The organism is Mesorhizobium sp. M0145 (assembly GCF_040322355.1).
GTDB lineage: Bacteria > Pseudomonadota > Alphaproteobacteria > Rhizobiales > Rhizobiaceae > Mesorhizobium.
Genome location: NZ_JAMYTK010000004.1, coordinates 51,403 through 68,341, shown reverse-complemented (window position 1 = coordinate 68,341; position 16,939 = coordinate 51,403). Strand labels below are relative to the sequence as shown.

The 16,939-nt window shown below is 61.8% G+C and carries 16 protein-coding genes and 1 riboswitch; of the genes, 2 read left to right on the top strand and 14 right to left on the bottom strand.

Going from position 1 to position 16,939, the window contains the following annotated elements; genetic code table 11:
* Window positions 1-37: 37 nt before the first annotated feature.
* Window positions 38-1,081 (bottom strand): sterol desaturase family protein, encoded by a 1,044-nt coding sequence (locus NKJ28_RS09335; protein ID WP_352635153.1) that lies wholly within the window; start codon window positions 1,079-1,081, stop codon window positions 38-40.
* Between the two features lie 195 nt (window positions 1,082-1,276).
* Here NKJ28_RS09335 and NKJ28_RS09330 point away from each other — a divergent pair, with 195 nt between their 5' ends.
* Together NKJ28_RS09330 and NKJ28_RS09325 are read left to right on the top strand one after the other, a co-directional pair.
* Complete coding sequence (locus NKJ28_RS09330) at window positions 1,277-2,311, top strand: LacI family DNA-binding transcriptional regulator (protein WP_023674313.1); 1,035 nt, start codon at window positions 1,277-1,279, stop codon at window positions 2,309-2,311.
* A 391-nt stretch (window positions 2,312-2,702) separates the two neighbouring features.
* Window positions 2,703-3,224: a hypothetical protein gene (locus tag NKJ28_RS09325; protein WP_352635151.1), complete on the top strand. Its 522-nt coding sequence runs from the start codon at window positions 2,703-2,705 to the stop codon at window positions 3,222-3,224.
* A gap of 1,148 nt (window positions 3,225-4,372) precedes the next feature.
* On the opposite strand, the gene NKJ28_RS09320 is transcribed toward NKJ28_RS09325, so the two are convergent.
* The 13 genes from NKJ28_RS09320 to thiC form a co-directional block, all read right to left on the bottom strand.
* Window positions 4,373-5,440, bottom strand: a complete 1,068-nt coding sequence (locus NKJ28_RS09320; protein ID WP_352635149.1) for an ABC transporter ATP-binding protein — start codon at window positions 5,438-5,440, stop codon at window positions 4,373-4,375.
* Complete coding sequence (locus tag NKJ28_RS09315; protein ID WP_352457202.1) at window positions 5,440-6,228, bottom strand: ABC transporter permease; 789 nt, start codon at window positions 6,226-6,228, stop codon at window positions 5,440-5,442. Before NKJ28_RS09315 ends, NKJ28_RS09320 begins: the two co-directional genes overlap by 1 nt.
* A complete protein-coding gene (locus NKJ28_RS09310) occupies window positions 6,228-7,097 on the bottom strand; it encodes an ABC transporter permease (protein ID WP_352571236.1) in 870 nt (289 codons plus the stop codon). The genes NKJ28_RS09315 and NKJ28_RS09310 overlap by 1 nt, the downstream gene beginning before the upstream one ends.
* A 67-nt stretch (window positions 7,098-7,164) precedes the next feature.
* Window positions 7,165-8,226 carry an ABC transporter substrate-binding protein gene (locus NKJ28_RS09305; RefSeq protein ID WP_352635147.1) on the bottom strand — a complete coding sequence of 354 codons (1,062 nt, stop codon included), beginning with the start codon at window positions 8,224-8,226 and terminating at the stop codon, window positions 7,165-7,167.
* A gap of 39 nt (window positions 8,227-8,265) precedes the next feature.
* Window positions 8,266-9,252 (bottom strand): PfkB family carbohydrate kinase, encoded by a 987-nt coding sequence (locus NKJ28_RS09300; RefSeq protein WP_352635145.1) that lies wholly within the window; start codon window positions 9,250-9,252, stop codon window positions 8,266-8,268.
* A complete protein-coding gene (locus NKJ28_RS09295) occupies window positions 9,249-10,307 on the bottom strand; it encodes an ADP-ribosylglycohydrolase family protein (RefSeq protein ID WP_352635143.1) in 1,059 nt (352 codons plus the stop codon). Before NKJ28_RS09295 ends, NKJ28_RS09300 begins: the two co-directional genes overlap by 4 nt.
* A gap of 3 nt (window positions 10,308-10,310) precedes the next feature.
* Window positions 10,311-11,036: a GntR family transcriptional regulator gene (locus NKJ28_RS09290; RefSeq protein ID WP_023679209.1), complete on the bottom strand. Its 726-nt coding sequence runs from the start codon at window positions 11,034-11,036 to the stop codon at window positions 10,311-10,313.
* 412 nt (window positions 11,037-11,448) lie between these two features.
* Window positions 11,449-12,222: a hydroxymethylpyrimidine/phosphomethylpyrimidine kinase gene (locus tag NKJ28_RS09285; protein WP_023679208.1), complete on the bottom strand. Its 774-nt coding sequence runs from the start codon at window positions 12,220-12,222 to the stop codon at window positions 11,449-11,451.
* A complete protein-coding gene (locus NKJ28_RS09280) occupies window positions 12,213-12,818 on the bottom strand; it encodes a thiamine phosphate synthase (protein ID WP_352635140.1) in 606 nt (201 codons plus the stop codon). The genes NKJ28_RS09285 and NKJ28_RS09280 overlap by 10 nt, the downstream gene beginning before the upstream one ends.
* Window positions 12,815-13,588, bottom strand: a complete 774-nt coding sequence (locus tag NKJ28_RS09275) for a thiazole synthase (protein WP_352635138.1) — start codon at window positions 13,586-13,588, stop codon at window positions 12,815-12,817. Before NKJ28_RS09275 ends, NKJ28_RS09280 begins: the two co-directional genes overlap by 4 nt.
* A 1-nt stretch (window position 13,589) precedes the next feature.
* Window positions 13,590-13,787, bottom strand: coding sequence for a sulfur carrier protein ThiS (gene thiS / locus NKJ28_RS09270; RefSeq protein WP_352503089.1), 198 nt, complete (start codon window positions 13,785-13,787; stop codon window positions 13,590-13,592).
* Complete coding sequence (thiO, locus tag NKJ28_RS09265; protein WP_352635136.1) at window positions 13,756-14,757, bottom strand: glycine oxidase ThiO; 1,002 nt, start codon at window positions 14,755-14,757, stop codon at window positions 13,756-13,758. Before thiO ends, thiS begins: the two co-directional genes overlap by 32 nt.
* Entirely contained in the window at window positions 14,754-16,589 is a 1,836-nt protein-coding gene (gene thiC / locus NKJ28_RS09260) for a phosphomethylpyrimidine synthase ThiC (RefSeq protein WP_352635134.1), read from the bottom strand. The genes thiO and thiC overlap by 4 nt, the downstream gene beginning before the upstream one ends.
* A gap of 104 nt (window positions 16,590-16,693) precedes the next feature.
* Window positions 16,694-16,810, bottom strand: a riboswitch (TPP riboswitch).
* Between the last annotated feature and the right edge of the window lie 129 nt (window positions 16,811-16,939).

Genomic DNA, 16,939 nt, shown 5'->3' with positions numbered 1-16,939 from the left:
CACTCCTCTCAGGCACATGCGGGACGGTGTCGTTCCGTCACTCTGCCGGCATGTCAGAGGCCGCGCCGCGGGCTTCCTGCTTGGCGCGCCGCCTTTCCTTCTTTTTGAGGAAGCGCGTCTTCATCGCGTCGTCGGCTTCCTTGCTACCGTCGTGCCAAGTACCGAACAGCTTATCGAGGGGCACGAGGCCATCACCGCCGTAGTTCACCTCGAAGTACTTATGGTGCAGGTAATGCACGTAGGAATGGCTATCGAGATTCATCTTGTCGGTGAGTTCGAACGTCTCGAAGCCAAGATGGCCGTTGACTGCGCCGAAACCGGCGCCGTGCAGCGTGAAATAGGCACAGACCGGGTTGGATGGGATCAATAAGTGCAGCCAAGCCTCGGCATGGTACAGGAAACCCTCGACCGGATGCATGGACAGAGACGACCACGGGCTCGGGTTGATCGAGTTGTGGTGGACCGAATGCACCCATTTATAAAGGGGTGGCCAATGGATCGCGCGATGCAGCAGAAAGAAATAAACCTCGTGCACAAACGGTCCGATCAACACCAGGAAGGACAAGTAGAGCCAATTGGTTGTCCAGGGCAGCCAGGCCGCCCAGCTGTTGGCATAGACCCACAGCATCATGATCTCGACCACGGTCCACAGCGGGATGGTCACAAAGAAAGACCGCAGGAAATTGTCTAGGTTCTGGCGCTGGAACCAGAAAACGTCGGACGGCACATCAGACGGAAATTTCGCATTGTATTTGAAGCGCGTCCCCTGCCGGCGATGAACGTAGTAGCGCAGCTCGAAGAAACCATAAAACAGGAAAATGCCGGCGGCGTTCAGACCGTATAGCCAGAAATAGTTGAGTAGCGACAAGCTTGCGAGGCTCTGCCAGCTCGGGATGAGCAGGTTGACCCAAAGGATCGCTGTGGCGATGTGGAAAGCGTTCCATGGCCAAAAAAAATCGGGAATCCAGGCAACCACCTTTTTTGCATTGAACGGACGATGCCACAACGGCGCCGGCTCTGCACGGCGGTGCGGTGCCCAATTGCCGCGTTTGTCGCGTGTTCCATACTGAAGGTCATCCATCGTAACAGCACCTCCTTGCCCGGATCAGTCGTGTGCTTGCGGGTCCAGTCGCCCCGGGGCTCATCATCAAATTGAGCCCTAGCTCGGCACGTTTTATATCGGAGGGTTGATATTTGTAGAAGTCGAAAATAATATCAAAATGACATTTGTATCATTTAGCTTCAATCATGATGATACAAAAGAGGGTTAACATTCATGAAACGGCCGACAATTCGCGATCTCGCTACCGCGGCAGGCGTATCTACAGCGACTGTAAACAGAATTCTGAGTGGGACCGTTTCCGTACGCCCGAAAACCGTTCAACGCGTCCAAAGCGCGGCGGAAGAAATAGGGTTTTACGCTATCGGAGCGATTGATAACCGGGCCCGTCAGCTATCGCCCCAGTACCGATTAGGTTTCCTGCTCCAGCAGTCCACCCGCGACCTCTACCAGCTGTTCGGGAAGAAAATCGTCGGCGCCTGTCGCGATCGTCGGGACGAGGTGATTGAACCTGTCGTCGACTTTGTGGATCTGCTGACGCCAGAGACTATCTCGAGCCGCCTCATCGCACTCGGCGACGCATGCGATGCCGTCGCGGTGGTCGCCGCAGATCACCCGATCATTGGTCAGGCCATCCGTTCATTGAAGGAGATGGGGAAACCAGTCGTTTCTTACATTACGGACCAATCAGCGCCGGAACGGGCGGCGTATGTGGGCACCGACAACTGGAAACTGGGGCGCACTGCAGCCTTCCTGATTACCCAAACGACCCATGGTCCTGGTCGCATTGCGGTTTTCATAGGGAATCATCGGTATCAATGCCAAGACGTCGCAGACGCTAGCTTTCGCTCCTACTTGCGCGAGCACGCTCCAAGGCTCACGGTGGAGGAAAGTCGCCCCACCCACGAGGAATCGAGCGAGGCTTACCGAATGGTGGCCGAGTTGCTGAAGGCGACTGACGATCTTGTGGGAATTCTGATCGTCGGCGGCGGAATAACCGGTGTACTTCGCGCACTGAGGGAGGTTCCTTCCGAAAGGCGGTCGGGGATCAAGTTGGTTTGCCGTGACATTGGCCCCGAGACCCGAAAGGGATTATCTGAAGGGTTGATCACCGCAGCCCTTTGTCATCCGCTGGAGGCGATCTCTGCACTTCTTGTGCAGACAATGATTGATGTCATGGGACCACAAGCACCGTTCGCTACGCTTCAGCGGTCCATACCTTTCGAAATAGTCACGCCGGAGAATATTTGAGACAAATATCTCGGCGGATGAATCAGGAGATCCCTCGGGATAGCTCAACCGGTGCAAGCTTCAGACTGCCAATTCGCGCTTCCAGCAGTGAACGCGCAAATGCGCATCCCGACCCCGACCGTATCGATCCGTCAAGCGGTCGACCGCAATGCTTCGCCGCCGAGGTCGCGGTAAAGAATGATGGGCCCAGCAACTGTCAGATCGCCAACGTTGGCAAAGCATCGTCAGCTAGCGGTCAGCGTCAGCCATCAACTTTGTGATCTGAACGGCACCAAAGGCTCCTTTTCGACGAGCCGCCGTCGTACGACATACCTTGCCTAGACACAGGTTGTGAAAACGCGTGATAAGGTCGGCCCGCGCTAGACTCAAAGATGGCCCGGGGCACCAGAAGATGGCACACCGCATGTGCAACGCAATGCTTGGCTTCGCGGCGCTTGCTTTAGCCGCGTGCCAATCGGCTCCTGAAACGCCGCAACCCGCCACTCTCGAACCTGCGTTAGAACCTGATAGTATTCCTTCACAACCTGCCTTGGATCCTGGCGCTGTTCCTTCCGGCTCAGCGATCTTAGATCAATCCGTGGCGGTCACTCCCCCTGGCAAGGGCGTTCCAACAAAGTATGCTGCTTTTTCGGGTCTATGGGCCGGACAATTGGACGGGATGTATGACGCCAAACTTGCCGTTCAGACGATTTCTTCCAATGGAAAGGTGACGGTCACCTATGCGTGGGGAAATCTGGGCGACAACTATCCGGGAGAGGCCGCCGGCGCTGGAAGAATTGTAGGGAGCACGTTGAAGCTTGAGCGCTTACCGAATGGCGCGGACGTCAGTTTTGTCATGCGGCCCGACGGGGCCCTGGCCGGAACCGTTACGCTTGCCGGCCAGACCTACACGGGCGCGTTCCTCAAGCAATGATCAAAGACGCATCTGAAGGGCTATGCAGAGGGCCAGGCGACTGTTCCATATTGCGGTTGCCTGTTGTTACCGGAGTGGAGGGCCGTTCAAGGCCCAAACTGGTCGTCTACGACACTGGCGGACATCTTCTGGTTGGACGCAGCAGGATGTTCGCATCGCAGTTCGCAGGTTCCTAGCTGGCGCCGGCCTCATCTCGTCATCCGACAGACCAAGACGGTGATACAACATCCACTTGGGGCAGTACCGCCTCACAGGTCGTTCGTTGCTGTCGCCGATCGAAGGAACAATCGCACGGGGAGGGGCAGCGCATCATGCCGGCGCTCGCCTTCGTAGCCGGTTGTGAGCTAAAAGATTGATATGATCCGGGACTAACCGTTTCATAGCCTAGGCGCGGCTCCGATTTGTCTTTCGGGACCGCGCTGGAGACAGTTCCGGTTGAACGGCAATCCAAATCTGTTCCCCTCTTTTTCTTGACCGTGCCTGACAAGTCGGGGCAGGCTGACGTGACTTCTGTTCTGACCACCATCTTCTTCTCGTGCGCAACGGTGGCGGTGGATCCGGCAATCACAATTGCTGCACAAATAATCGTCAATCTCATTGCATTTCCCCCTTAGAGCGCACCGCAAAAAATGTCGTCGGCTGTCTTGAGACAGTGGCGGAGACGGTACTCGCGCTTGGCCGGTCGATGCGGCTTCCGGCTTGATAAGATTGTAATTACATTAGCTACAGCGCAAGTAATCATTTCGGACTAGGAACGGGCTCACGCGCCTACCACGTTGAAAGCCCTTCGATGGAAAGCGGCTGAGCTGCGGCGAAAAGGGGGGCGTTTCAGCCTTTTCCGTCATGCTCCGCTAGGGGGCCGACGGTGCCAAGACCTATAACGCCATAGAGGGCTCGGACGGCCCATCGGCCTCGCCGTCGATCTGCCGCGCTGAGGTCGAGCCGTGCATGAATGCGCCGAAGATGCTGCGCCCCATGCCGGCAATGCCGTGGCCGAGGAACCAGAGCCGGTAAAGAAGGAAGGCATGCCCATGGTCACCACGACGCGAGAGGTGCGGCCGCGAAGCAGCGTCTTGGTAAATCCGCCACCCTTGCCCGGATAGGCCACCGCGGCCACGCCGACGACAAAATCGACGCTGATTGTCAATCTAACCCGCCGCGATCAAGACCGTGCTTTCTGGCGACCAGCTCAGCACGACGTCCTGACCTTCCGCCAGCCTGCCAGCGCCGGTGTTCTGCACAATCACCTTGAGCGTCTGGCCGGCACGCTCGACAAAGTAAGTGCTGCTATTTCCGGCGAAGATGCGTTTGGACACTTGCCCTCGCAGCACATTCGCGTTGGCCGCATCCGGAGCCTCGGCATCAATGAAGATGCGGAGGCGTTCGGGCCGCACGGCGCAGCTTGCCTTGGCGCCAGCGGCAAGCTTGGCACCCGCGCCAGCGGCAATCGCTGTGCCGTCCGGCAGTCGGATGCCGTTGCCCGTGCTGTCGCCGCGAAGGATGTTGGCGTCGCCCAGGAAAGTGGCGGCAAACTCGCTCTTCGGCCGATCGTAGATCTCCTCGGGCGAGCCTTCCTGCACCAGCTTGCCATCGCGCAGAATGCCGATGCGGTCGCTCATCGTCAGCGCTTCTTCCTGGTCGTGGGTGACGAAGATGGTGGTGATGCCGATCTCGCGCTGGATGCGCTTGAGCTCGATCTGCATGTTGACGCGCAGCGCCTTGTCCAGCGCGCCGAGTGGCTCGTCAAGCAACAGCACGCGCGGCCGGATGACGACCGCGCGAGCGAGCGCAACCCGTTGGCGCTGGCCGCCGGACAGCTGGTGCGGCCGGCGGCCGCCGAGCCTGCCGAGTTGCACGAGGTCGAGTGCGCGCTGTACCTCGCTGGCAATCACTGCCTTGGGCTCGCCGCGTACCGACAGGCCGAAGGCGACATTGCCGGCAACACTCATGTTGGGAAACAGGGCGTAGTTCTGGAACACCATGCCGATGCGCCGTTTTTCGACCGGCACCCGCTCGACGCTCTCACCACCTATGGTGATGCGGCCGGAATCGGGAAAGTCGAAGCCCGCGATTTGTCGCAGCAGCGTGGTCTTGCCGCTGCCTGACGGCCCGAGCAGGGCATAGAAGCCGCCATCGGCGAAATCGATGGAGACATCGTCCAGCGCCTTATGGGCACCGAAAGCGCGCGACACGTTCGCTACTTGGACGCCAGCCATTATTTCTCTCCGCCGAATTTGAAGAAGCGCGCCGTCAGCAGCATCAGTGCCATCGACACGACAATGATGATCGTCGAGACCGCATTGATCTCGGGTGTGAATCCCTTGCGGATCGCGGCGTAGATTTCGACCGGCAGCGTCGTCTGGCCGGGCGTCGACAGGAAGTAGGATACGACGAACTGGTCGAAGGACACGGCGAAGGCGAACAGCCCGCCGGCAATGACGCCCGGCATGATCCAGGGCAGCGTGACGCGGTTCGTCACCTGCCATTGATTGGCGCCGAGCGAGCGCGCCGCCTCTTCCAACTCGGGCGCGAAGGTCTGCAGTCGGGCCGACACGACGACAATGACGTAGGGCAGCGCAAGCGCGACGTGCCCGAGCAGGATGGCGAACAGGCCGCGCCCAATGCCGACGCCGAAGAAGAAGATCAACATCGCCGTGCCGGTTATCAGCCACGGAATGGCGATTGGCGGAAACAGCAGCGCCTGCAGGAATTTCTTGCCACGAAACTCATAGCGGTAGAGCGCAAGTGACGCGGCCGAGCCAAGCACGACGCAGATGATGGTGCTGATGACTGCGATTTCGACGCTGTTCCAGGTGGCTGAGATAAGCTGGGCGTTCTGCCACAGCGAGACATACCATTCCGTCGTCCACTCGAACGGCAGCTGGTAGAAGGGCGAAACGTTGAAAGACATCAGCGCCATGATGACGATGGGCACATAGAGGAAGGCGAGCAATAGCCAGATGTAGAGGCGGCCGAGCCATTCGAGAGCACGTGTCGTCGCCATCACGTAGCCCTCCGCAGCACCGGCGAGGCAACCGCCAGGATGACCAGCACGACGGCCAACAGGATAAAGGAGAGCGCAGCACCCAGCGGCCAGTTGAACACGGCGACGAACTGGTCCTCGATGACAGTGCCGTAAAAGGTGCCGGTACGGCCGCCGAGGATGCGCGGTTCCATGAACGAACCAACAACCGGGACGAAGATGAGCGCTGCGCCCGCCACCAGCCCCGGCAACGACAGCGGAATGATGACCCGATTCAGCACCTGCACCCGCGAGGCACCGAGCGAGCGCCCGGCCTCTATCAGCGAGTCATCGATGGCCTGCAGGGTCAAGTAGCAGGTCAGCACCATGTAAGGCACGTAGGAGTGCACCAGCCCGATGATGACGGCCGGATAAGAATACATCAGGTCGATGTTGATCTTGAACGGCAGCACGGCGTTGAGCGTGGTGTCGAGAATGCCTCCTTCACGCAGCACCATCGCCCAGGAGAAGATGCGCACCAGCCCATTCGACCAGAACGGCAGGATGACGAGAAGGAAAATCGCCTCTCGGCTGCGGCCTTTCAGCACCTTGGCCAGCACATAAGCGGCGGGATAACCGATGACGATGCACCACAGCGTCACCTCGAGGCCGAGGCGCAGCGAGGCCAAAAGCAATGTCAGGTAAAGGCTTTGTGAAAAGAAGGCGGCATAGTTTTCGAGCGTGAACGCCCACGGCTTTCCCGACAGCGGCAGGTCGGTCATGAAGGAGAAGAAGACCATGGCTGAGAGCGGCAGGAAGATCGCAACCGTCAGCCAGAGATAGGCAGGCGCCAGCAGCGGCAAGGCCGATCTCAATCCGCTGCGCGAAGCGGCCGCAACCTGTGCTGCCATGAATCCTCCTCCCAGGATGGGGAAGCATCAGCCGACATGGATGGTCGGCTGATCCCGGCTTCTGCTGTTACTTCACGTCGACCTTGAGCTGCTGCCAGAGCGACAGATAGGTTTCGCGCTGGGCGTCTGTGATCGGCGCCTGGAACTGAATGCGCTTGGCGACTGCCGGGTCACCCATCACCTTGCGGTTGAACGCATCCCCGGGAAGTGCTTCTACAGCCTTGGTGTTGGCGGATACCGGGGCTCCGACCTTGGTGACCCATTCGACATAGAACTTCGGGTCGATCATGTAGTTGATGAAGGCCTCGGCGCCGGCGACATTCTTGGAACCGACCGGAATGGAGAAGGCGTCGAGCCAGGCGACAGCGCCCTCCTGCGGGATCACGAGCGAGACCGGCAGCTTGAAATGGGTCTTGGCGCGGTCGGCCGAGCCGCTCCAATAGGTGCCGATGTCGATCTGGTTAGAGGCAGCCATCTGGTTCCAGTCGTTCTCCGAGCTCCAGAACGTCTTGATCTGCGGCATCAGCGAGGTGAGCTTCGCCTTGACCGCCTCGATATCCTTGATGTCGTTGATGTTCTGGCCGGTGGCAATGGCGCCGAACTGAACCGCCTCGACGGCATCATCACGGATGGTGACGCGGCCCTTGTGAGCGGGATCCCACATTTCGGCGATGCTCGTCGGCGGCTTATCGAAGGATTTTTCATTGATGGCGAGCGCCGTCAGCCCCCAGACCCACGGCACGCCATAGACCTTGCCGTCATGGACGAGCATCGGCGATCCGGCCTTGTCCTTGCTGATGTCGGGAAAGTTCGGCAGCTTGGACGTGTCGATCGGCTGGATCAGCTTTTCCGCCATCGCCTGGTCGTTGAAGGCGGCGTTGATCATGACGACATCGTAAAGGCCGGGATTGGTCCTGAGCTTGGTCAGCATCTCCTGTTCGGAATTGAAAAAATCGTTGACGACCTTGTTGCCGGTCGCCTTCTCGAAGGCTTCGATGGCCCACGGCTCGTCGGCGCCGTAGCCCTTCCAGTTGAGTACGTGCACCTCGTCGGCCTTGGCGGCAAATGCGAGTGCGGAGGTGAAGACGGCGGTCGCCGTCAGCAGGGCAGTCAAGTCGGGCATGCGCATGTTCGTTCCTCTCTGTGTTTGCCCGCTTCCCGGGCTTTGTCAGGCTGTCGGGCGTTTGGCCTCTTGCTTCCGGCCATGGAGGCCGATCGGCGGACCGCCGGCATGGCTTAGGAATGTCTGGATCTCGTGGTCGGTCGGCGCTGATGAACCACCGTGGCGGGTGACGGAAATGGCCGCCGCCGCATTGGCGTAGCGCGCTGCTTCAAAAGGCGGCGCGCCGCGCGCCAGCGCACTGACGAAAGCGCCGATATGGGTGTCGCCGGCGCCATTGGTGTCGATGGCGTCGACCTTGAAGCCGGCACTCGTTTGCGCCGAGCCATCGGCCAGCCGTATGTGGCAGCCTTTCGCTCCGGCGCGAATAACGACGCCGACGGCCTTCGGGGAGTGGTCGCTAAGAAGCCGTGACGCGAGTGTCTCGACGTCGCCCGGACCGGCAATCGCGGCCGCTTCCATCCTGTTGCAGCTCAACCAGGTGGTGCGGGCGAGTATCCGAGGCAGGATAGGGCGGGGAATGTCGACGACGACAGGTGTCGGGTCGAGGACAAGCGGTGTGTCGGCCGGAAGTGCCTCGATCCAGTCGACAAGCGAGTCTCGGCTTCCCGGATAGCTAAGCGTATAGCCGGAGGTGAACACCCAATCCCCCGGCGCGACCGAGACGGGCGCCATCATGTCAAGGCTGAGCAAGCTCTCCGCACCAGGCCACGAGACGAAGGTGCGCTCGGCATCGCTGCTGATCATGGCGACGCAATTGCCGCTGTCCATGACGGGCGATGGCGTCGTCAGTGTCTCGATCCCCTCACTGGCTAAGGCCGTGCGCAGGAAGTCGCCATTGGGTCCGCTGCCGAGCTGGCCGCCGAACACCACCTTCATGCCGGTGCGGCTGGCCGCGACCATCATGTTGAAGCCACCGCCGGCGACTTGCGTGTAGCTCGACGCCGTCTTCTCCGTACCCGGCGCCGGCAAGGCGTCGATGCGGTAGACATAGTCGACCACCGCGCTGCCGACATGGACGAGACGCCCACTCATATCGCCGCATCCTTGCCGGGACCCGTCCTGTCGGCACGGCGCTTGGATATACGGGCCGCAACAAGGTCGGCGGTGAGCGCGCCAACCGCCGCTATGTCGATGCCCTTGAGGTCTGCAATGCGGTTCTGAGGCAGTCGGGAAAAGCCGGTGCAGGCGCCGGCCATGCCGGTCGCGATGGCGCCGATCGTATCGGTGTCGCCACCGAGATTGGCACTAATCACCGCCGCTTGCCAGGGATCACCGCCGGCGATTTCCAGCACCGCGAATGCAGCCGGAATGGACTCCTGACTGGCGACGCCGGTGCCGACCAGATCGGTGATCAGCCGGATCGCGTCCTTCGTCGCCTTGCCGCGCACAAGCTCCTGCGCCCACCCAATGCGCGCGGCAATGTCACCGCCGGTCACCCAATGGCCGAGCGTTGCTCCGCCCCTCGCCGCGGCGATGGCGCTGTCGGAAGCGGCGCGCCAGTCGCCGCCGGCGACGCCGCGGCTGACGGCCGCCGCAACGGCGGCTGCGGCCGCAATGGCAATCGAGGTGTTGTGCGTGGCCCGGCAGGTCTCGGCAACTTTGGCGACCAGCGCGTCCAGCGGCTCTGGCGGCATCATGATGCCGACCGGCGCAATGCGCATGGCCGCACCATTTGTGTCGCCGCTGCGCCCCGCTTCCTCGGCCGGCACGCCATTGTTGATGGCGTCGATGGCGCGTTTGGTCGATGGTCCCAGCAGATCGTAGCTGCCGCGCGCTTTGACGTCGCGCTCCCAGTCGAGCAGCGCGTTGACCCACCGCGTATGATCGAAGCGGTTGCCGGATTCGACCAGGATACGGCCAAGCAGAAGCGCCTGTTCGGTGTCGTCGGTGATCGTTCCAGCGGGAAGCCCCTTCGACACCGGATGGTCGGCGAAAGGAGCAATGAAGCCCTCTACATGGGCGTAGAGTTCGGCAATCCGGGCCGGCGACAAAAGCTGCGTCGGCATGCCCAGCGCATCCCCCAGTGCCCCGCCGACAAGCGCCCCCATGGCCCGATCAGTCATATTCCCGGTGTTGTCGTCCGGCATCACTCAGAACCTCATATGCAGCGCAAAATGCGCCGGGTTGAGCAGGCTGGTCACATATTCGATCGGCCGGTCATCGGCGGCGCGGGTCAACCGGCGACCGCGAAGGAACGGCGTGCCTTGCGGGCAACCGAGGATTGCAGAGTCCTCGGCGTTGAGCATTTCGATGCCGACCCATTCCTCGCCATGGTCGGGAATGAGGCCCGCGCCGCGCAGCGTCTGGTGCAGCGAGCCTTCGCGCAGGCCGCGCAACGGCACGTCCTCCAGTTCCGGCGACAATGGCAGGCGGCTGCGCTCGATGGAGATGGCGTGGCCGTCGCTGGCATTGGTGCGCACCCGGTCGACAGCGATGAAAAACGGGTTTTCTATACCAAGCAGTGCGGCAAGACCGGGGTCCTCGATCACCTCGAGCCGCAGCGTCCGCGTCTCGGCGTTGGCGCCGGCGTTGGCGAGCGCCCGCGACCAACCGATGGAGTCATCAACGGGCTTGCCATCGAAGGTGACGAAAGAGCCGATGCCGACTTTGGTCGTGATCAGCCCGCGGTTGGACAGTTCCTCGAGGCCTTTGCGGACGGTGTTGCGGCTGACGGAGAAACGCTGGACGAGCTTGTTCTCGCTTTGCAGCCGGTCGCCGAAGCCGAGAACACCGGAGCGGATTTCATGTTCGAGAACGGTGGCGATCTGTTCGGGCTTGCCCGTGCCGGGAGACAGTTGAACCGAGCGCCGCTTCATATGGGTACCTGTTCAGTGAGCCTGTATAATCCTGTTCATATCACGGCAGGCTTGTCAACGAGTGCCGCATGGAGCAGTTCGTGATCCCGAGTCCGGTTCAACAGGACGGCATAAGGAGCGTCAGCCTAGCGCCGCCGCAGCCGAGACGCGGGATCGACCGCTCCCGTCGAGGGGCGTCGTTTAGCAGGAGCTCGCGACCAAGGTGAATTCCAGGATCGCAGTCGGATGTGGGGAAAGGATGCCACACAACGCACTAGATACGGCGCACGACGGCCGCCTCGCCATCGTTGATCTCGCGGTCGCCGCCTGGCGAGGCCGTCAAACTACTCCTGTCGAGTGAGGTGAATTACGAAGGGAAATTACCAGCCCGGACCCGCGAGAGGCAGGCGTGTCTTTCGAGAGTTGGAAAATCTTACAAGTTTCGTCGGTCTGCTGCATTCTTCTTAAACATGGCCAAGACAAGCCGCTTGCCTTCGCGCACACTGTCTTCGAGCGGCTTCGCCTTCGCCAGATGCGCCGCAATCGCGCTAGCCAGCATGCAACCCGTCCCGCGCATTGATGCGACAAGACGAGGTGCGTCGAAGCGGATTGGTTCTTGATCCGAACGCAACAGAATATCGGTTGATCGAGGTCCTGATGCGTGGCCCCCTTTGATCAGCAGGCCCGGCACGCCGGCTGCCAGCAATTTCCGTCCCAGTCTCACCGCGTCGCTCTCGTCGGCTGGCGGTTCCGCACCAACAAGGAGCGCCAGCTCGAGGAGATTGGGGGTCACAAGGCAGCAAAGCGGCATCAGATCGCGCCTCATGGCAGCGATGGCACCTGCTTCCAGAAGCCCCCGGCCGGAGCTCGAGGCCAGCACCGGATCGAGCACTGCCGGCACCTGCGGATTTTCGCGCAGCACGCCGGCAATGGCAACGACGATCTCAGCCGTTGCGAGCATGCCGATCTTAATTGCCGCCACCTTGTTGGCCTGCAGCGCGGCGCACATCTGATCGGCCACAAGATCGGGCTGCGAAGGATGGATTTCCATCACGGCTTCGTGCGTCTGCACCGTCAGCGCTGTGACAGCCAGGCAGGTGCGCACGCCAATGGAAGAGATCGTCTCGATATCACGTGCAATTCCAGCCCCACCGCTGGAGTCTGATCCGCCGACCACGAGCACATGCGGTTCTCGCCTCAGCGCCATGGCTTTGTCTTTTCGATCCATTCTCGCGTGCGCGCTTCGGGATCGGCATTCAACGTGATGTCGGTGACCACCGCCGCGCTGTCCGCACCAGCCTCGAAGACACCGTCGAGCCGGTCGGGGTTGAGGCCGCCGATGGAGACCAATGGGATCGGCGCCACCCGATGCTTCCACTCGCTGATCCGCTCGAGCCCTTGCGGCGCCCATTTCATCTGCTTCAGGATGGTGGGATAGATGGGGCCGAGCGCGATATAGTCGGGCTCGGCAGCGATGGCCGTTTCCAGTTCGAGATGATCGTGCGTGCTGAGCCCGAGCTTCAATCCGGCGTACTTAATCGCCAGCAGGTCGGCCGCAGCCAAATCCTCTTGGCCGAGATGGACGAAGTCGCAGCCTTCCTCAAAGGCGAGCCGCCAATAGTCGTTGACGATCAGTTGGCAACCATGGACCGCGCAGACGCCGTTCGCGCGGCGGATTTCCGTCCGCAGCGTGGCCTCGTCCCTATCCTTGATGCGCAACTGAACCAGCTTGACGCCAAGTGGCACCAGCCGTTCGATCCAGGCGGCGCTGTCGACGATCAGGTAGAAGGGATCGAGCTTCATGAGAAAACCGCCCTGCCGAATGTTGGTGTCGATGGCACCGCGACGTCGCGGGGTTCGAGCATTCCCGAAAGGAAGGCTTCACGGCCGGCATCGACTGCCTTGCCGAATGCGCGCGCCATGCCGACTGGCTCGGCTGCCCTGGCGACCGCTGTGTTCAGGAGCACGGCATCAAAGCCGAACTCCATGACTGTTGTCGCGTGCGATGGCCGTCCGAGACCAGCATCCACGATCAGCGGGACATCAGGGAAATGTCCGCGCATCGAGCGCAGCGCCATGATGTTGACCGGCCCGAGGGCGGAACCGATCGGTGCGCACCACGGCATCAAGACCTTGCAGCCCGCCTCCAGCAGCCGCTCGGCGACAACAAGGTCGTCGGTGGTATAGGGGAATACCGAAAACCCATCCTCGCACAGGATGCGGGCGGCTTCGACCAGTCCGAACACATCCGGCTGCAGAGTGTCGTGGTTGCCGATCACCTCGAGCTTGATCCAGGTCGTCCCGAACACCTCGCGCGCCATTTGCGCGGTCGTGACCGCTTCCTTGACGGAGTGGCAGCCGGCCGTGTTGGGCAGGATTCTTGTGCCAAGCGAGCGGATCAACGACCAGAACTTTTCGCCGTCCCTGCCGCCGGCCATTTCACGCCGCAGGGACACGGTCACCACCGACGTGCCCGATGCCTGGACCGCATCGGCAAGGATGGCGGGCGATGGATATTGAGCCGTGCCGAGAAACAGCCGAGAGGGAAGCGTCGTCCCGAGAAGCTCGAACATGCTAGCCTCCCTGCATCGGTGAGAGGATTTCGATCCGGTCGCCCTCGCTCAACTGGAACTCCGCCCGGTTGGCTTTGTGCACGAGGTCGCTGTTGACGGCCGTCGCCAGCCAATCGCCTTCATAGTCGAGCGCGGCAAGTAGTTCGGCCAGCGTTGAGGCGTCAATCTCAAGCGCTTGGCCGTTGACGATCAGTTTCATCGGCGGGCTCCAAGGGTTTGTGGTGACTGAAGACGAGTTCGGCCGCCTGGCGCGCCATGGCGGGCGCGAGAAGAAAGCCATGGCGATAAAGCCCGTTGATCGCCACGGTGCTTTCGCGTGCTTCGACACGCGGCAGATTGTCGGGAAAGGCTGGACGGACGCCGACACCGGTTTCAACGATCTCGGCCTCGCCAAAGGCCGGATGGAGGGCATAGGCGGTGCCCAGCAGCTCCATCATGGAACGCGCCGTGACCCGTCCAGCGGACTGGCTCTCGATCATCGTCGCGCCGGCCATGAACTGGTGGTCAGCGCGCGGCACTACGTAGAGCGGAAAGCGCGGATGAAGCAGTCGGACCGGGCGCGAGAGCGAGACATCGGGCGTGCGCAGGATCAGCATCTCGCCGCGAACGCCGCGCAGTCGGTCGTCTATGGCGGCCATGCCCGTGCAGTCGATCTGACGACCGAAACCGGAGCCAAGCCGGGCGTCGGCGCCGAAGCGGAATTCGATGCCCATCGCTGCTAGTCTGTCATGCAGTGCCGCCATCGCCTGGCGCGGGTCGAGATGGGCTTCGTCGGGGAAGAGCAATCCACGACGGAAGCGGCCGGCGAGGTCGGGTTCCAGGAGCGCAATTTCGTCTTCATCGACACGCCGATGGCCCGACGTGCGGCTGGCGAAGCGGTCGAGCTCGCCGGCATCACGCGGGGGGGCCACGACAAGTGTTCCGCCCCGTGTCACCTGACCCGGCAGCACCGCATCCCACCAGTCGGCGGCGTCACGTCCAAGGTCCAGCACCGGCTGCTCGGCGCTTTCACGCTCGCACCAGGGCGCCAGCATGCCGCCGGCGAACCACGACGCATTGCCTCCAAGGCCATGCCGGATCTCGGCGACAGTGACCGTCGCGCCGCGGGCGGCGAGTTCGAAGGCGGCGGTGAGGCCGGCGACGCCGGCCCCCTTTATCAGCACCTTCATGATGGCTTACCTGGCTGAGGCGTGAGCGGTGCGCCGGTCTCGTCCGCTGGCACGTAGAGATCGCCGCCCTCGCGGTATTTCGCCGCCATCGCCGCCATGCCCTCTTTCTGTGCCTCGGCTCGGATGTCGTGAGAGATGCGCATCGAGCAGAATTTCGGTCCGCACATCGAGCAGAAATGCGCCAGCTTGTGCGCCTCCTTGGGCAAGGTCTGGTCGTGGAAGGACCGTGCGGTTTCGGGGTCGAGCGACAGGTTGAACTGGTCCTCCCAGCGGAACTCGAAGCGCGCGCGGGAAAGGGCGTCATCCCTGACTTTCGCCGCCGGGTGGCCCTTCGCCAGGTCGGCCGCGTGCGCTGCGATCTTGTAGGTGATCACGCCGGTCTTGACGTCATCGCGGTCGGGAAGGCCGAGATGCTCCTTGGGCGTGACGTAGCAGAGCATGGCCGTTCCGAACCAGCCGATCATCGCCGCGCCGATGCCGGAAGTGATGTGGTCGTAGCCCGGCGCGATGTCGGTCGTCAGCGGTCCAAGCGTATAGAACGGCGCCTCGCCACAGACGGCGAGCTGCTTGTCCATGTTCGCCTTGATCTTGTGCATCGGCACGTGGCCGGGCCCCTCGATCATCACCTGGCAATCTTTCGCCCAGGCGATCTGCGTCAGCTCGCCGAGCGTTTCCAGCTCGGCGAATTGCGCCGCGTCGTTGGCATCGGCGATCGAGCCGGGACGAAGGCCGTCGCCGAGCGAAAAGGACACATCATAGGCGCGGCAGATGTCGCAGATTTCAGCGAAATGCTCGTAGAGGAAGCTCTCCCGGTGATGGTGCAGGCACCATTTGGCCATGATGGAGCCGCCGCGCGAGACGATACCCGTGACCCGGTCAACGGTCAGCGGGATGTAGTGCAGCCGCACGCCGGCATGGATGGTGAAATAGTCGACGCCCTGTTCGGCCTGTTCGATCAGCGTGTCGCGGTACACCTCCCAGGTCAGATCCTCGGCGATGCCGCCGACCTTCTCGAGCGCCTGGTAGAGCGGCACCGTGCCGATCGGCACCGGCGAGTTGCGGACGATCCATTCGCGGATGTTGTGGATGTTGCGGCCGGTCGACAGGTCCATCACTGTATCGGCGCCCCAGCGGATCGCCCAGACCATCTTTTCGACCTCTTCAGCCATCGACGATGTGACGGCGGAGTTACCGATATTGGCGTTGATCTTGACCAGGAAATTGCGACCGATAATCATCGGTTCGCTCTCGGGATGATTAATGTTGGCGGGAATGATCGCGCGTCCGCGCGCCACCTCGTGGCGGACGAATTCAGGCGTGACGAAATCGGGCAGCGTCGCGCCGAAAGCCTCGCCGTCACGCTCAAGCTTGCCGTGCAGGATCTCGCGACCAAGGTTCTCGCGGATGGCGACGAACTCCATTTCGGGCGTGATGATGCCAGCGCGCGCATAGGCAAGCTGTGTCACCGCCCTGCCGGTCTGGGCCCTGAGTGGCCGGTTGCGGACTGGAAATTCCGGTGTTAGGCGCTCGCCCGCCGCAAATCCATTGTCTTCTGGCCGGACGTGGCGGCCGTCATAGGCTTCGACATCGCCGCGCGCGGTGACCCATTCATGGCGAAGCCGTGCAAGGCCGTTTTCGATGCTGGTTTCGACAGTCGGGTCGGTATAGGGGCCGGACGGATCGTAAGCGGTCACCGGCGGCTCGCCTGCCGTCGGATGGACGGAGATTTCGCGCATCGGCACCCTGAGCTGCGGGTGGATGGTGCCGGATTTGTGGATTTTGCGTGAGGCAGGCAGCGGTCCCGTCGAGACGGCGGGGGTGAGGGCATTCATCTTGAGGCTCCTTTGCTCGTTGCATTGGAGACCCAGTTCTGTGCCGGAAGGATGAAAAGACGCTTCTAGCGACCTGCCGAAACAGGATCTCGGGCGTAAACTCCCGCAAAGCGCTTGCACCGTCCCTACGCCAGTATGAACTGGATCAGGTTCAACGGGTCACTGCGCCGCCAATGCCAGCAGTATCTCAGCCCCTTGCCGGGACTCCCCTGGTGAATGCGTGAGGTTGGACGGGACGGCTCCGGTTTGTCAAGCGCGTTCTGGCCGCGGCTGATCGGCGGCCGGTCAGACCGTGCGGAAAAAATCGTGCATGTCTCGGCGACAAGTCAAGCGTCGGAGATGAAGGCAGG

What these genes read in the sequence shown, in the direction of transcription:
- NKJ28_RS09335 (WP_352635153.1), bottom strand. Translation starts at nt 1,081, where the DNA reads ATGGATGACCTTCAGTATGGAACACGCGACAAACGCGGCAATTGGGCA.
- NKJ28_RS09330 (WP_023674313.1), top strand. Translation starts at nt 1,277, where the DNA reads ATGAAACGGCCGACAATTCGCGATCTCGCTACCGCGGCAGGCGTATCT.
- NKJ28_RS09325 (WP_352635151.1), top strand. Translation starts at nt 2,703, where the DNA reads ATGGCACACCGCATGTGCAACGCAATGCTTGGCTTCGCGGCGCTTGCT.
- NKJ28_RS09320 (WP_352635149.1), bottom strand. Translation starts at nt 5,440, where the DNA reads ATGGCTGGCGTCCAAGTAGCGAACGTGTCGCGCGCTTTCGGTGCCCAT.
- NKJ28_RS09315 (WP_352457202.1), bottom strand. Translation starts at nt 6,228, where the DNA reads ATGGCGACGACACGTGCTCTCGAATGGCTCGGCCGCCTCTACATCTGG.
- NKJ28_RS09310 (WP_352571236.1), bottom strand. Translation starts at nt 7,097, where the DNA reads ATGGCAGCACAGGTTGCGGCCGCTTCGCGCAGCGGATTGAGATCGGCC.
- NKJ28_RS09305 (WP_352635147.1), bottom strand. Translation starts at nt 8,226, where the DNA reads ATGCGCATGCCCGACTTGACTGCCCTGCTGACGGCGACCGCCGTCTTC.
- NKJ28_RS09300 (WP_352635145.1), bottom strand. Translation starts at nt 9,252, where the DNA reads ATGAGTGGGCGTCTCGTCCATGTCGGCAGCGCGGTGGTCGACTATGTC.
- NKJ28_RS09295 (WP_352635143.1), bottom strand. Translation starts at nt 10,307, where the DNA reads ATGCCGGACGACAACACCGGGAATATGACTGATCGGGCCATGGGGGCG.
- NKJ28_RS09290 (WP_023679209.1), bottom strand. Translation starts at nt 11,036, where the DNA reads ATGAAGCGGCGCTCGGTTCAACTGTCTCCCGGCACGGGCAAGCCCGAA.
- NKJ28_RS09285 (WP_023679208.1), bottom strand. Translation starts at nt 12,222, where the DNA reads ATGGCGCTGAGGCGAGAACCGCATGTGCTCGTGGTCGGCGGATCAGAC.
- NKJ28_RS09280 (WP_352635140.1), bottom strand. Translation starts at nt 12,818, where the DNA reads ATGAAGCTCGATCCCTTCTACCTGATCGTCGACAGCGCCGCCTGGATC.
- NKJ28_RS09275 (WP_352635138.1), bottom strand. Translation starts at nt 13,588, where the DNA reads ATGTTCGAGCTTCTCGGGACGACGCTTCCCTCTCGGCTGTTTCTCGGC.
- thiS (WP_352503089.1), bottom strand. Translation starts at nt 13,787, where the DNA reads ATGAAACTGATCGTCAACGGCCAAGCGCTTGAGATTGACGCCTCAACG.
- thiO (WP_352635136.1), bottom strand. Translation starts at nt 14,757, where the DNA reads ATGAAGGTGCTGATAAAGGGGGCCGGCGTCGCCGGCCTCACCGCCGCC.
- thiC (WP_352635134.1), bottom strand. Translation starts at nt 16,589, where the DNA reads ATGAATGCCCTCACCCCCGCCGTCTCGACGGGACCGCTGCCTGCCTCA.